The following is a 13,750-nucleotide window of genomic DNA, read 5'->3' as shown; positions in this document are numbered from 1 at the left end:
GTAGGCCATCCGGCCCGGAGCACAGGTGGTTTTCCGGGCGCTCAAAGCCCTCACGCGACGCCGCCGGACTGCTTCCTGACGAAGTACCCCACGGCGACCTGCCAGACCGTGCAGAGACCCGCCGGGCGCCGTTCGATCGGCCGCCATCCGGCGAAAAGTCCCCGGGAAAGAGTTCGGCACCCGGCTGGCCGCGGCCCGAACAGCCATCGCCGCGCGTGCCCGCATACGACACACCGTCCGGCCCCGTCCGGTTCGTGCGTCCGCAGTAACGCGCGCCAGGCCGCGACCAGCCTGAGCACTTCCGGCGGTTCCGGACCCCGATCCGTCCCCGCCCCTTCTTCAACACCCCGCAGATACTCGAGTACCCCACTCGAGAGAACCCCAAACAAGACCCCGTCCACACCGCTGCGCCCCCTCCTCCTGAACGGGGCACACCGGCTCTTCCAGCCTACCCCAGCGCATCGAACTCGTGTTCGATGGCACAGGTATACGGGAGGGGTCCGACAGTTTTCGCAAGCGGCGAAGAAACCGCAGGTCAGGGCTAGAGTTTGACCATCGGGACGCTGCCGATGAGCATCAGCCGGACCTTGCCGGCGGCGCCGAAGTCGATCGTCGCCGTGGCACGGGGGCCCGCGCCGTCGCAGGCGACGACGGTCCCGAGCCCGTACTTGTCGTGGCTGACCCTGTCGCCGACGTCCAGTTTGAGCGCGACGGTGTCCTTCCAGCCCTTGCCGAACGGGCTCGTGCTCGCCGACCTCGAGGACGACGAGCCGCCACCGCGGCTCCCCCAGGTCGTCGCGGCACGCGGCGATCCACCCGACGAACCGAAACCGCCCGAGGACGAGGAGGGCGCGAGCCTGCGCCAATCGACCAGATCGGCGGGCAGCTCGTCGAGGAACCGCGAGGCCGGGTTCATCTGCGGCTGCCCCCAGGCGGAGCGCACCATCGATCGGGAGACGTACAGCCTCTTCCTCGCCCGCGTGATCGCGACGTAGGCGAGCCGGCGCTCCTCGGCGAGTTCGGTCGGGTCACCGAGCGCGCGCATATGCGGGAAGATCCCGTCTTCCCAGCCCGTTCCGAAGACGACCGGGTATTCGAGGCCCTTCGCGGTGTGCACGGTCATCAGCGTGACCACGCCCGAGTCGTGCCCCTCACCGTCGTCGCCGCCGTCGGGCGACGGGACCGAATCCGCGTCCGCCACCAGCGAGACCCGCTCCAGGAACGCCGGCAGCGAGCCCGGCTCCGGCACACCGGCGTCCGCGGTGTCGATTTCGGGGAGTTCGCCGTCCGGACCGGCGACCTCGGCGGTGAATTCGGTGAACTCCCGCGCGACGGTGACGAGTTCCGTCAGGTTCTCCACCCGCGACGCGTCCTGCGGGTCTTCGGACTCTTCGAGTTCCGTGCGGTAGCCCGTGCGCTCCAGGACCGCTTCGAGGATGTCGGCGACTTCCGCGCCGCTCTGGACGACCTCGCCGAGCTCGTCCATCAACTCGACGAAACCGGTGATCGCCTTGGCGGAGCGCGGGTTCAGCAACGGCACCTCGCCGTTGACCGCGCCGCGCAACGCCTGCGCGAACGAGATGCGCTCGCGCTCGGCGTACGTCGCGATGACCGCTTCGGCACGGTCGCCGATGCCTCGTTTGGGGACGTTGAGGATGCGGCGCAGGCTGACCGTGTCCTCCGGGTTCGCCAGCACCCTCAGGTACGCGAGCATGTCCCGGACCTCGCGCCGTTCGTAGAACCGCACCCCGCCGACGACCTTGTACGGCAGGCCGAGGCGGATGAAGATCTCTTCGAAGACCCGGGACTGGTTGTTGGTGCGGTAGAAGACCGCGACGTCGGAGTAGTCCGCTTCGCCCTTGTCCGCCAGCGCGTCGATCTCGCCCGCGACGAACGCCGCTTCGTCGTGCTCGTTGTCCGCGACGTAGCCGACGATCTTCTCGCCGTCGCCGGAATCGGTCCACAGCCGCTTCGCGCGCCTGTTCGGGTTTCGCGCGATGACCGCGTTCGCCGCGTTCAGGATCGTCTGGGTCGAGCGGTAGTTCTGCTCCAGCAGCACGGTCCGCGCGTTGGGGAAGTCGCGTTCGAATTCCTCGATGTTGCGGATCGTCGCGCCGCGGAAGGCGTAGATCGACTGGTCGGCGTCACCCACGACGCACAGCTCGGCGGGCTCGATGCCTGCCTCGTTCGCCTCGGTGCCCACCAGCTCGCGGACCAGCGTGTACTGCGCGTGGTTCGTGTCCTGGTACTCGTCGACCAGCACGTGCCGGAACCGCCGCCGGTAGTACTCGGCGACGTCCGGGTACCGCTGCAGGAGTTCGACCGTCCGCATGATGAGGTCGTCGAAGTCGAACGCGTTGGCCTGGTTCAGCCGCCGCTGGTATTCGACGTAGACCTCGGCGACACGGCGTTCGAGGTCGTTGCCCGCGTCGGCGACCGCCGTCTCCGGATCGATCAGTTCGTTCTTGAGGTTCGAGATGTGCACGGCCAGCGTGCGCGCCGCGTACTTCTTCGGGTCGATGTCGAGATCCCGGGCGACGAGGGTGATGAGCCGCTTCGTGTCGTCCGAGTCGTAGATCGAGAAACTCGACGACATCTCCAGCGTTTTGGCCTCACGGCGCAGGATCCGCACGCACATGGAGTGGAACGTCGACACCCACATGGCGTTCGCGCGGCGGCCGACGAGGTCGCTCACCCGCTCCCGCATCTCCGCGGCCGCCTTGTTGGTGAACGTGATCGCCATGATCTGGCCGGGGTGCACGTCCCGTTCGGCCAGCAGGTACGCGATCCGCCGGGTCAGCACCCGGGTCTTGCCGGAACCCGCGCCCGCGACGACCAGCAGCGGCGAGCCCGCATGGGTCACGGCCTCGCGCTGTGCCGGGTTCAGGTCGTCGAGCAGGTCCGAGTGCCGAGGCTTGGCCGGACCGTCCGCTGGGAGATCGAAGAGGGTGTTCATCGCCGGTCCACGCTACAGCGCCGGGCGTAGGCGGTGTTGCCGCCTGTCGTCCGACGCGCGAGCGGTGTTCGCGGCGGAGGATCGGATGCCATGGACACCAACGGAATTCCCTCCCGGCTCAGGGCCGCCGACACCGACCGTGAGCGCGTCGTCTCGCTCATCCAGGCCGCCGGCGGCGAAGGCCGTCTCACCCTCGAAGAAGTGGAAGAGCGGCTCGGCGCCGTGTATTCCACCAAATACACGGACGAACTCGCCGCGCTCACGGCCGATCTGCCGAAACCCGTGCCGAAGCGGCGCCTGGTCGTCTTCGGGCATCCGGCGGTGCGGATCCACCTCGCGGTCGCCGTCGTGCTGTCGGTGCTGCTGATCGTCCGCTGGACGGTTTCGGGGGTGCCGTTCTTCTGGCCCGCGATGCCGATGTTCTGGCTGGCCATGAGCGTCCTCGTGCACGCCCGCGTCCGTGGAACGCGCCGCCGCTTCGAGCCGGAGGAGGGTTTCGCTGTGGCATAATGATCCGCATGCGGCACGCGACGCGATTTTTTTACGGGACCCGGACTCCGGCTCCCGTGATCGCATAGTGCCGCCAATGCCATCACCCGAAGCCCCGGAGTCCACGGACCCCGGGGCTTTACGCTGTTCCGGGGGCCAGCAGGGAATCCGGACCGAAGAGAGGTCCCGATGAGCACCACACAGAAGCCGGACGCCGAAGAACCCACCGCCACCGCCGAAGAGATCGGTGAGCTCCGCAAGGAGATCGACTTCCTCGACGGCGAGATCCTGCGGCTGGTCAAACGCCGCGTCGAGGTCTCCAAGACGATCGGTGCGGCCAGGATGGCCGCGGGCGGCACCCGGATCGTCTACAACCGCGAGATGGACGTGCTGGCGCGCTACCGCGAACTCGGGCCGGAGGGACGGCAGCTGGCGATGGCGCTGCTCAACCTCGGGCGGGGCAGGCTGGGTCGGTAGCCGCCCGGCGTCACGATTGCGTGCCGTGAGGCGAAACTCAGGGTGTTCCCCGAGCCACGGCGGCCAGGGACAGGGCAAACTGGACACATGATTAACCTCATCGCCGTCGTGATCGCGATCGCCGGTGTGCTCGCCGCACTGGGCCATCTCGGTTATCTCGCCATGCTGAACAACGCGGCGGGTAAGCGCGCGGGCGGCACCCCCATCGCCCAGTACGTCAAGACGCGCTGGCCGATCGCGGCGGGTACCACGGCCGCGTCCCTTTTCGCCTGGCTGCTCACGAGTGGGGGAACGACGCTCGACGTCATCGCCATTTTGCTTGCAGCGGGTAGCGGGATCACGGCCACGAAAGCCTTGCAATCGACCCAGCAGAAGTACCGCAGCGGCAACTGAACGGCCTCACCAGCGCCGATCGCACTCCGTAACGTCACCGAGGCCCGTTCGGCCGCGCCCGACCGAGTGAAACATCTGCAACTTGCAGAGTGGGTGAAGACTTGCGGGTGTCGAACTTTTAGTGTGGTCCTCGTGTGGACCCTTGCGTCTGGGTCGGGCGATGCCCGTATGGCGCGCGGGGGCGATGGCCCCGCGCGCCCCGAGTCGTATGCGCGTGCATTTGCTCACGAGGTTGCTTGGGAGTCTGCAAGCGAGGGATCCCGTGAACCCGCTGCTCCGTTCGGCTTAACCGGTGTCACATCGCCGTCAGGGCCGGCCTGTGAGGGGGTCGCTCGGACATGAACGGCTGGGCGGAACACCAGGGACGGAACGGCGCCACGCAAGCGGGCCGCCACCGGGCGGGCGGTACCGAAGGCTGGACTCCTTCCGTGCCGCCGCGGCGGCAGCGCCCCACCGGGCACGGGCATCACGCGCACCGTGAGTTCGCCCCGCCCTCCACCGGTTCCCTTCCCCTTCCGCCACCGCGGGACGGGAGGGCGCCGAGCCCCGGCTACGCCCCATCGAGCGGCCGTCTGCCGCTCCCCCAGCCCGCTCGTGAGGTCCCCGTAGAGCACCCAGCCCGCGTCGAGGTTTCGTTCAGCGAACCCGTCCCGCCTCCCGTCGAAGAACGGCGCGCGAAGGCCGCTCAGCGCACGAAGGTGACACTGACCGCCCCCGCTCCCCGCCGTCCCGAGCCGGTGGAGGTCGACGACACCGACGACGTCCGCGTCTACCTCGCCCCGCCGGTCGACGGTCTGAGCACCTTCGACCTCGGTACGGTGCCCGCTTCGGTGACGCCGCCCAAGACCTGGCGCAAGGCCGCCTGGTTCGCGGCGGCGGCGTCCGCGCTGGTCGTGGTCGGCCTGCTCTTCGCCGGTTCGTACCTGGTCGGCAAACCCCTCCCGGAGCAGCAGAGCCAGGGCGGCTGGCCCGGATACCGCGGTGGCAGCCCGCTGACCCAGGACGGTCTCGCCGGCCATCCGGCCACCCCGCCGCAGGGCGGTGCGGCGGGCAACCCGTCCGAATCCGAGACGGAGTCCTCCACCGGGGACGACCGCAGCTCCGCCAACTCCGGCACCCCCTCGGACAGCGAAAGCGACGGGACCGGCTCGTCGAGGCCCGGCTCGAGCGGTCCCGCGACGTCCGGGCGGCCCGCGCCGTCGTCGAGCGACCGGCCGCAGAAGCCGCCGGTCGTCCCGGCCAACCGCACCACCACGCCCAGCCCCTGGTACTCGGAGCAGCAGGACGCGCAGGCGATGGGCGACAACACCGAACTCTTCCTCAACTCGGTCACCACGAACCCCCAAGAAGCGTCCTCGGTGACCTCCGGCGGCCTGCGCGAAGAAGGCGCGGAGGGCCTCCGTGAGCGCTACGCCGACGTCGCCTACTTCGAGGTGAAGAAGGTCAGCATCGACCAGCGCCGCGGCGTCACGGTCAACACCGTCGAGGTCACGCACAAGGACGGGACCAAGACCATGGAGCAGCGGACGTTCACCTTCGGCGACGACGCCAAGATCGTCGACGACGGCATGTAGGCGACCCCGCACGTGCAAGTGTCCTGTTCCTCTGCACGTGCGGTGCGCTGAGCGGTCATCCCTGGTCCGGGTGGGTGACCTAAGCTGCCGTTCGTCGTATCGCGACGGCATTCCGGCGATGGAGCCTGGCCGTGGACCGTCCGCACAGGGTTACCTGACGACTGCAGGGTCCGCACCGTTCAGAAGACGGCCGCGCGGACCAAAGGCGTCGGCCGAACGGCCCAGCGCCTGCCCCGGACCAGAGCGAGGAATTTCGTGCTTGATCGACAGCGCATACGGCGTGAGGACGCCGTACGTGTCGAGGACGTCATCCCGGAAGAGATCCTGAACGACACCCGCGTCGACCGGGAGTACCTCGAGCAGGTCTTCCGCGAGCCGCAGAAGTTCGTTCCCACGCGCACCCGCGAAGAGCGGTCGCCGCGGCCCGAACCCGAGGTGGACGAGCCGGAGAGCCGGGCCGCCCGCCGGGCCAAGCTGGCCGGTCTGGTCGCCGCCGGGCTCCTGGTCGCGGGCGCCGTCGTCACCGCGGGCGTCCTCGCGGGCGCGCAGCCTCAAGGCACCGTGCCGGGGGCCGCCGCACCCGAGGTGATGAGCGGAGCCGCCGCGCTCGGCGGGCTCGCCGTCCCGGACTCCACCGAGCCGCAGCGCAAGCAGGAGACGCCGACGCCGTCGGGCACCAGCACGACGCCTCAGCCGTCTTCGGGCACCGGATCGGGCTCGCTCCCGCCGCGGGGCTCGTCGTCCAGCAGCACCAGCTCGCAGCCTGCCGCCAAACCCGCCGCGGTCAGCACCGCCGAGGACAAGATCGACGCGGTCCGGAAGTTCTACCAGACCGTCGACGCCGATCCGTACGGCGCGATGTCGCTGATCACGCCGGTGCTGGCCGAGTCCGAAGCAGGCAAGCTGATCGAGGCCTGGAGCGCCATGGACGCCATCCAGATCCAGGACATCCGGGAACAGGCCGACGGCACCATCCTCGCCGTCGTGACCATGCGCAACCCGGACGGCGGCCTGCTGCGGGTCACGCAGGTGCTGGAATTCGCCGACGAGACCTCCGGCCTGATCACCGACGCGCGGCTGCTGTCCGCGCAGCACATGTGACGGACACCGCGCGTGTAACAGCCCTCCACCCAGGGCGATCAGAGTGTGCCGCGTGTGTGTGCGCAGAGTGAGCGCCTAGCCTTGTCACGAGTCGGTCTCGGAAAAGCCGGCACACAGACCACTACATGTGCATACGCTCCAACGCTGTGGCGTGCTGAAGGCCGCACCGCGCACGCGGACCATTCCGCGTCGTGAAGACGGAGCCCAAAGGGAGGTCGCGTGAGCGACGAGGGTCGCCTGGTCGCCGGTCGATATCGCATCGCCGGGCGGATCGGCACGGGCGCGATGGGGGCCGTGTGGCAAGCGCACGACGAGGTACTCGGCCGCACGGTGGCGATCAAGCAGTTGCTGCTGCAACCGGGGCTTGAGGCTCACGACGCCGAAGACGCCCGTCAGCGCACGATGCGCGAGGGGCGTATCGCCGCCAGGCTGCACCACCCGAACGCCATCTCGGTGTTCGACGTCGTCACCGACGACAACGGCCAGCCGTGCCTGATCATGGAGTACCTGAACTCCACCAGCCTCGCCCAGGTGCTGCAGGAGCAGCGGACGCTGCCGCCGACGGAGGTCGCGCGGATCGGCGCGCAGGTCGCGGCGGCGCTGACCGAGGCGCACGCGGTCGGCATCGTGCACCGGGACATCAAGCCGGGCAACATCCTGCTGGCGCCCAACGGCACCGTGAAGATCACCGACTTCGGCATCTCGCGGGCCAAGGACGACGTCACGGTCACGAAGACCGGGATGATCGCCGGGACCCCCGCCTACCTGGCGCCCGAGGTGGCCATCGGCGGCGACCCCGGCCCGGAGTCCGACGTCTTCTCCCTCGGCTCGACGCTCTACGCGGCCTGCGAAGGCCAGCCGCCGTTCGGCCTCAGCGAGAACACGCTGAGCCTCCTGCACGCGGTCGCGGCCGGGCAGATCATCCCGCCGCGTCAGTCCGGCCCGCTCGCCAGCGTGCTGGCCGTACTGCTGCACCCGGAGGTACGGCACCGCCCCACCGCCGAAGAGTGCGAAGAGCTCCTCGCCGCCGTCGCGCGGGGTGAAACGCCGCTGGGCGCCCCCACGGACGACACCGTGCTCGCCGCCCCGATCGCGGGCGCGCTCGCCGGCGGTGGCGTGACCCAGGCGCTCGACAGCGAGGCCGCCGGTCACTCGGGCTCGCTCCTCGACGATCAGGACGCGGCCGGGTCGTACTACGACGACGAGGACGACTACCACCAGCCGCCCGCGTCGGGCTACCCGGAAGACGACTACGACGGGTACGACAACTACGACGAGACGGCGTTGCTGGCCGAACGCGGCCACCCCGGCGGCGGCCCCGCGCCCACACGCGCCGTCCCGATCCCCGCGGGCGACTACGACGACGACCCCTACGACGACGATTACGACAACCCGCCCCCGCCGCCGCCCACCCGTGCGCAGACCAGCCCGGTGGACGAAGACGACGACGAAAAGCCGGGCGCGTGGAAGAAGCCCGCGATCATCGGCGGTGTCGTGGTGGTGGCGCTGGCCGCGCTGGGGTTCTGGCTGCTGAGCCCGAACAATCCGGAGACGCCCGCGCAGGTGGGGAACTCGTCGACGAAGCCGAGTCCTTCGGCGACGTCATCGGCTCCGGAGACGACGGAAACGCCGACGGAGACGGAGTCCGCCGAGCCGCCGAAGGAAACACCGACTTCGTCGAAGAAGACGTCGAGCAAGGCGACGCAGACGCAGGAGCCGGATCCGCCGACGCCGACGAAGACGCCCTCCAAGACTCCGACGAAGTCGTCTGCTCCGACGACAACGACCTCTCCGTCGAACACGGACACACCGACATCGACCCCGCAAAACTCGTGACCGAGGCTGCAATTGAGTTCTGAAGGTTCCATCGTCGGCGGCCGATACCGCCTGGACCAGCCCATCGGGCGCGGCCGGGCGGGCATCGTGTGGCTGGCGTTCGACACACGCCTGCTGCGCACGGTCGCGATGAAGCGCATGTACCTGCCCGTCGGACTGCCGCCGGACCGGGCGGAGCAGGCCAAGGCCGTCGTCGTCCAAGAAGGCAAGGACGCGGCCAAGTTCGAGCACGCCACCGCCATCAAGGTGTACGACGTGCTGCCCGACGGGCCGGACGTGTGGCTGGTGATGGAGTACATCCCCTCCCGCGGGATGGCGACGTTCCTCGCCGAGCACGGCAGGCTGACCGCGGAGCAGGCCGCCGGGCTGGGCATCGTGCTCGGCCGCGCGCTGGCCGCGATGCACGAGGCCGGGGTGGTGCACCGGACCGTCGAGCCGGGCACGGTCCTGCTGGCCGACGACGGCGGCGTGAAGCTCACCGACATCGGCATCACCGGTGGCGGCCCGAGCCCCGCGTACCGGGCGCCCGAGGTGGCGCGCGGCGAACCGGCGACTTCGGCGTCCGACGTGTTTTCGCTGGGCGCGACGCTGTACACGGCCGTCGAGGGGGTGCCGCCGTTCGGTGAGGATGGCGAGTCCTCGGAACGGCCGCCGCAGACGGCAGGGCCGTTGGCCGGCGCGCTGCGCAAGATGCTGCGGGCGGAGCCGGACGCCCGGCCGACGATGGCCGACACGGTGCGCTCCCTGAACGCGATCACCGAGGGACGGCAGACGGCGTTCATCCCGCCGACCGCGCCCGCCATGCCGACGGTTCCGGCTTCGATGCCGGTGCCGATGCAGCAGGCGCCGCAGCAGCCGGCGCCGCAGTTCCCCCAGCACCAGCCGCAGCAGTATCAGCCGCCGCAGCCGCAGTACTCCCCGCCGGCGCAGCAATACGCTCCCGCCGCGCCGGTGGCGGCGAAGTCGTCGCCGGACACCCGGAAATGGCTGATCGTCGCGGGTGCCGTCGTGGCGGCGATCCTCATCGGTGTGCTGTTCGCGGAACTGTTCCTGATCTAGAGCCGTTCGCGGACCAGCGTCGCCAGTTCGACCGGACGGCTGAGGTACGGGCTGTGACTCGCCCGCCAGGTCACCGTCGTGTCGCAGCGCGCGGCGCAGTGGGCCACCAGTTCCGGTGCGAGCGCCCGGTCTTCGGTGCAGGCGATGTACGTGGTCGGGGTGTCCTTCCACGCCGAGCCTTCCGGCGACTCGTCGAAGATCGTGACCGGTTCCGGGCGCAGCAACGCCGTGGCGCGCTCGGCGACCGCGTCCGTGCAGTCGGCGTACATGGCCTCGCGGACGGCGGCGAGGTCGAGATGGGTCAGGCCCGCGTCGTCGAAGGTCAAGGGCACCTGATCGGGTTCGCGGCCGGTTTCCTCCTTGATCCGCTCGGCCCAGTACTGAGCGGTTTCCCCTGGCTCGCTGACGATCGCGGCCAGGTAGATCAGGTGCGAAGTCCCCTGAAGCCCGCTGGCGGTGAGGCCGCCGAAGGAGTGCGCGAGCACCACCGGCGGTTCGGCCGCCCTGTCGACGAGTTCCTGGACTGTGCGGGTGGTTTCGGCGATCGGACGCCCGCCGAGATCGGGAACGGTGACCTCGGCGCCTTCCCGGCGCAGGCGTCCGGCGACGTCGTCGAAATGGGCGGGCTGGTGCCAAGAGCCGTGCAGGACGATCAGGGGACGCACCGGGATCCTTTCGCTGGCGGGGTTCCCTGCCAGGTTGTCGACCGCCCGTGCGGCTGATCAAGCTCAGCCGGTTTTCGTGCCCACTCGGCCAGCCCCGCTTACCTGTCCGGCCCCTTCGCGGATGGCGAGGAGGAACCGTCGCACCGCGGGGTGTTCCCTGGCGTGCGCGGCCACGGCGGCGTGGATGGACCGCACCGGATCCGGCCGCCGGACCTTCCGGATGGCGACGCCGGGATGCGGGGCGCCGAGGCCGAGCTCCGGGATCAGCGCGACACCGAGTCCGGCGGCCACGAACCCTTGTGCCGTCTGGTAATCCTCGGATTCGACGACGTGGTTCGGGGCGAATCCGGCCGCGCCGCAGGCGTCGAGCAGGATGTCGCGGCAGGCGCCGGGGAGACCGTCGACGCCGACCCACGGATCCTCGGCGAGTTCGCCGAGATCGAGGACGCGTTTGCGGGCGAGCCGGTGGTTCTTCGGCAGGATCGCGCGGTACGGATCGTCGAGCAGGTGGACGTATTCGACGCCTTTGACCCGGGGAGTGCTGCTGGGGAGCACGATCATCGCGACGTCGGCCTTGCCCGACTCGATCTCGGGCATCGAATCGTCGGGCTCGACCAGTTTCAGGTCGAGGCGGACGCCCGGGAATTCCCGGCGCAGCGCGGCGACGGCCAGGGGCACCAGCGAGGCGCCCGCCGTGGCGAAGTAGCGGATCGCGAGCCTGCCCGTGCGGCCTTCCTTGAGTTCGGTGAGCGCGGCCTCGGCCTTCGCGAGCTGGGTGCTCAGCGTTTCCGCGTGTTCGGACAGCAGCGAACCGGCGGGGGTCGGCCGCACGCCGCGGCCGACGCGCTCGAGCAGTTCGACCCCCGCTTCCCTTTCCAGGGTGGACAATTGCTGGCTGATCGCGGAAGGTGTGTAGCCGAGATTCCGGGCAGCGGCGGTGATCGACCCACTGCTGATCACGGCTCGGAGTACCTGCATGCGGCGGACGTCCAGCATGCCCCGATCTTACAGTTCTTCTTAAGGCTCCCTGCAGTTATTTTCGCTTGTCCTTACGCGTCGGCGCGGCGAAGCTGGGCCAGGCACTTAAGGAGGACTGGGGTGGGCGAGACGAAGACCCTGCTGCGGATCGGCGCGCTGGCGCTCATGTGGGGATCGAGTTTCTTCTGGATCAAACTGGGGCTCGGCGCGTTCTCGCCGGTGCAGCTGGTGCTGGCGCGGGTGGCGCTCGGCGCGGCGGTGCTGATCGGGCTCTGCTACCTCGGCCGGGACCGGCTGCCGTCGGGACGGCGGATCTGGGGACATCTGGCCGTCGCGGCGTTCTTCCACAACGCGCTGCCGTTCCTGCTGTTCGCGTGGGGTGAGCTGACCGTCGACTCCGGGATCACCGGGGTGCTGAACTCGACGACACCGCTGTGGGTGTTGCTGGCCGCGCCGATGATGGGCGCGCGGACGAAGATGACCGCGGTGCGGATCGCCGGGCTCGTCGTCGGGCTCGCCGGGATCCTGCTGATCTTCGCGCCGTGGGAGGCGTCCGGCCTGCTCAGCTGGGGTGCGCTGGCGTGCCTCGCGGCGGCCGCGAGCTACGGGTTCGCGTTCGTCTACGAGGGCAAGTACCTCACCGGCACCGGCGACTCGCCGCTCGCGCTGGCCGGCGGGCAGATGCTGCTGGCGACCGGGTTCATGCTGCTCGCGCTGCCGATGGGCGGGTTCGAACCGGTGAACCTGAGCACCGGCGCGATCGTCGCGGTCGTGATCCTGGGGATCGGGTCGACCGGGATCGCGTTCGCGCTGAACTACCAGCTCCTCGCGAGCGAGGGCGCCGTCGCGGCGTCGATCGTCGGCTACCTGCTGCCGGTGGTGTCGGTGCTGCTGGGGGCGGTGTTCCTGGCCGAGCCGCTGAACCTGCGGGTGATCGCCGGGATGGTCGTCGTACTGGGCGGGGTCGCGCTGACCCGGCTCCGCCCGAGGGAGGAGCAAGGGACCTTTGCTACCACTCCGCAGGTCGAGCGCCCTCTCGCCGCCGCCGGCGAGCCCGCGCCGTGACCCGCGTTTAGCGGGCTAAACGCGATGCGGTGGGGCCTGGGGGCTCGCCGGATCGCGATTAGCCCGCTAAACGCAGGTCAGAGGGTCGCGACGATGAGCAGAGCGGCGAGAACGATCTCGACCCAGAAGTAGAGCCAGCTCGGATAGAACCGCTCCGGCCGCTCCGCGAACCGAGCGACCAGCCGCCCGAAGGCCATCCCGACGAGCGCGACCGCCACCGCGATCGCGGCGCCCCGCTGGATCCCGCCGACGTCGAAAGCCGCGAACCCGAGCAGCACCGCGACGGCCACCCCGAAGCCGCCGTACACCGCGCGCACTTCGGTCCGCGCCGTCGCCGACTCCAGAGAAATGCCGAACGGCCGGATCAGCCGTTTCGGCGCGACGAGCCCGAGCAGCCCCATGCCCAGGAAGAACACGGCCACCAGGCCGAGGAGAACGGGCGCCACCTAGACGAGACGCCGGTCGGAAGCCCAGCGCGAAAGCTCGTACCGGTTCGAAAGCTGCGTCTTCCGCAGCACGCTCGACACATGCGTCTCGACGGTCTTCACCGAGATGAACAGCTCGGACGCGATCTCCTTGTACGCGTACCCGCGCGCGAGCAGCCGCAGCACGTCACGCTCACGCGGGGTCAACAGGTCGAGATCCGGGTCGCTGATCGGCGCGGAACCCGGGCGGTCGGCGAACGCGTCGAGCACGAAGCCGGCCAGCCGCGGCGAGAACACCGCGTCACCGTCCGAGACCCGAACGACGGCGCGCACGAGTTCCTTCGACGAGATCGTCTTCGTGACGTACCCCCGCGCCCCCGCGCGGATCACGGCGATCACGTCCTCCGCGGCGTCGGAGACCGACAACGCGAGGAACACGACGTCCGGCAGTTCCGGCCGGATCCGGCGCAGCACCTCGGCGCCGCCGCCGTCCGGCATGTGCACGTCGAGCAGCACGACCTGCGGTTTGGTCCGGGCGATGCCCGCGACCGCTTCCGCGACCGAGCCCGCCTCACCGACCACGCGGACGTCGTCGGTGATCGAGTCCAGTTCGGTGCGCACACCCGCGCGGAAGAGCGCGTGGTCGTCGACGAGGAAGACCTTGACCGGCTCCCGCGTCTGCTGGTTCTCCGTCACGATGCTCCCTCGCTCGCCCTGTCCCGTGAGCATAGC

13 protein-coding genes are annotated in these 13,750 nt (G+C 69.9%); 8 read left to right on the top strand and 5 right to left on the bottom strand.

Annotated features, from left to right (window positions below):
• Nucleotides 1-541: 541 nt before the first annotated feature.
• Complete coding sequence (gene pcrA / locus DMH01_RS27035; protein ID WP_125680028.1) at nt 542-2,956, bottom strand: DNA helicase PcrA; 2,415 nt, start codon at nt 2,954-2,956, stop codon at nt 542-544.
• Between the two features lie 90 nt (nt 2,957-3,046).
• Between pcrA and DMH01_RS27030 the strand changes: the two genes are divergently transcribed.
• The 7 genes from DMH01_RS27030 to DMH01_RS27000 all read left to right on the top strand — a co-directional run bounded on the left by DMH01_RS27030 (nt 3,047) and on the right by DMH01_RS27000 (nt 9,885).
• Nucleotides 3,047-3,466, top strand: coding sequence for a DUF1707 domain-containing protein (locus tag DMH01_RS27030; RefSeq protein WP_125680027.1), 420 nt, complete (start codon nt 3,047-3,049; stop codon nt 3,464-3,466).
• Between the two features lie 168 nt (nt 3,467-3,634).
• Nucleotides 3,635-3,922, top strand: a complete 288-nt coding sequence (locus DMH01_RS27025) for a chorismate mutase (protein ID WP_034304455.1) — start codon at nt 3,635-3,637, stop codon at nt 3,920-3,922.
• 87 nt (nt 3,923-4,009) lie between these two features.
• Nucleotides 4,010-4,315, top strand: a complete 306-nt coding sequence (locus tag DMH01_RS27020; protein ID WP_125680026.1) for a hypothetical protein — start codon at nt 4,010-4,012, stop codon at nt 4,313-4,315.
• A 338-nt stretch (nt 4,316-4,653) separates the two neighbouring features.
• Complete coding sequence (locus DMH01_RS27015) at nt 4,654-5,889, top strand: hypothetical protein (RefSeq protein ID WP_233621679.1); 1,236 nt, start codon at nt 4,654-4,656, stop codon at nt 5,887-5,889.
• Between the two features lie 255 nt (nt 5,890-6,144).
• Complete coding sequence (locus DMH01_RS27010; protein ID WP_125680025.1) at nt 6,145-6,990, top strand: hypothetical protein; 846 nt, start codon at nt 6,145-6,147, stop codon at nt 6,988-6,990.
• Nucleotides 6,991-7,209: 219 nt separating this feature from the next.
• Nucleotides 7,210-8,826 (top strand): serine/threonine-protein kinase, encoded by a 1,617-nt coding sequence (locus DMH01_RS27005; protein ID WP_125680024.1) that lies wholly within the window; start codon nt 7,210-7,212, stop codon nt 8,824-8,826.
• Nucleotides 8,827-8,838: 12 nt separating this feature from the next.
• Nucleotides 8,839-9,885, top strand: a complete 1,047-nt coding sequence (locus tag DMH01_RS27000) for a serine/threonine-protein kinase (protein ID WP_125680023.1) — start codon at nt 8,839-8,841, stop codon at nt 9,883-9,885.
• On the opposite strand, the gene DMH01_RS26995 is transcribed toward DMH01_RS27000, so the two are convergent.
• Nucleotides 9,882-10,550: an alpha/beta fold hydrolase gene (locus DMH01_RS26995; RefSeq protein ID WP_125680022.1), complete on the bottom strand. Its 669-nt coding sequence runs from the start codon at nt 10,548-10,550 to the stop codon at nt 9,882-9,884. The two genes, DMH01_RS27000 and DMH01_RS26995, sit on opposite strands and share 4 nt — an antisense overlap.
• A gap of 63 nt (nt 10,551-10,613) precedes the next feature.
• Nucleotides 10,614-11,546 (bottom strand): LysR family transcriptional regulator, encoded by a 933-nt coding sequence (locus DMH01_RS26990; protein WP_125680021.1) that lies wholly within the window; start codon nt 11,544-11,546, stop codon nt 10,614-10,616.
• Nucleotides 11,547-11,648: 102 nt separating this feature from the next.
• Here DMH01_RS26990 and DMH01_RS26985 point away from each other — a divergent pair, with 102 nt between their 5' ends.
• Nucleotides 11,649-12,593: a DMT family transporter gene (locus DMH01_RS26985; protein ID WP_125680020.1), complete on the top strand. Its 945-nt coding sequence runs from the start codon at nt 11,649-11,651 to the stop codon at nt 12,591-12,593.
• Between the two features lie 77 nt (nt 12,594-12,670).
• Here the strand turns inward: DMH01_RS26985 and DMH01_RS26980 are convergent, their stop codons facing one another.
• Both DMH01_RS26980 and DMH01_RS26975 read right to left on the bottom strand, forming a co-directional pair.
• Nucleotides 12,671-13,039 (bottom strand): DUF4345 domain-containing protein, encoded by a 369-nt coding sequence (locus tag DMH01_RS26980; protein WP_125680019.1) that lies wholly within the window; start codon nt 13,037-13,039, stop codon nt 12,671-12,673.
• Nucleotides 13,040-13,747 (bottom strand): response regulator transcription factor, encoded by a 708-nt coding sequence (locus tag DMH01_RS26975; RefSeq protein WP_125680018.1) that lies wholly within the window; start codon nt 13,745-13,747, stop codon nt 13,040-13,042. It lies immediately after the preceding gene.
• Nucleotides 13,748-13,750 lie beyond the last annotated feature (3 nt).

Origin of the sequence: Amycolatopsis sp. WAC 04182 (assembly GCF_003947465.1) — a bacterium.
Taxonomy (GTDB): domain Bacteria; phylum Actinomycetota; class Actinomycetes; order Mycobacteriales; family Pseudonocardiaceae; genus Amycolatopsis.
Note: the sequence above shows the minus strand (reverse complement) of the source record. Positions and strands in the feature narration are given on the sequence as shown.

Excerpts from the sequence above, each read along its gene's own strand:
- DMH01_RS27020 (WP_125680026.1), top strand. The coding sequence starts at position 4,010 with ATGATTAACCTCATCGCCGTCGTGATCGCGATCGCCGGTGTGCTCGCC.
- DMH01_RS27025 (WP_034304455.1), top strand. The coding sequence starts at position 3,635 with ATGAGCACCACACAGAAGCCGGACGCCGAAGAACCCACCGCCACCGCC.
- DMH01_RS27030 (WP_125680027.1), top strand. The coding sequence starts at position 3,047 with ATGGACACCAACGGAATTCCCTCCCGGCTCAGGGCCGCCGACACCGAC.
- DMH01_RS27015 (WP_233621679.1), top strand. The coding sequence starts at position 4,654 with ATGAACGGCTGGGCGGAACACCAGGGACGGAACGGCGCCACGCAAGCG.
- DMH01_RS26975 (WP_125680018.1), bottom strand. The coding sequence starts at position 13,747 with ATGCTCACGGGACAGGGCGAGCGAGGGAGCATCGTGACGGAGAACCAG.
- pcrA (WP_125680028.1), bottom strand. The coding sequence starts at position 2,956 with ATGAACACCCTCTTCGATCTCCCAGCGGACGGTCCGGCCAAGCCTCGG.
- DMH01_RS26990 (WP_125680021.1), bottom strand. The coding sequence starts at position 11,546 with ATGCTGGACGTCCGCCGCATGCAGGTACTCCGAGCCGTGATCAGCAGT.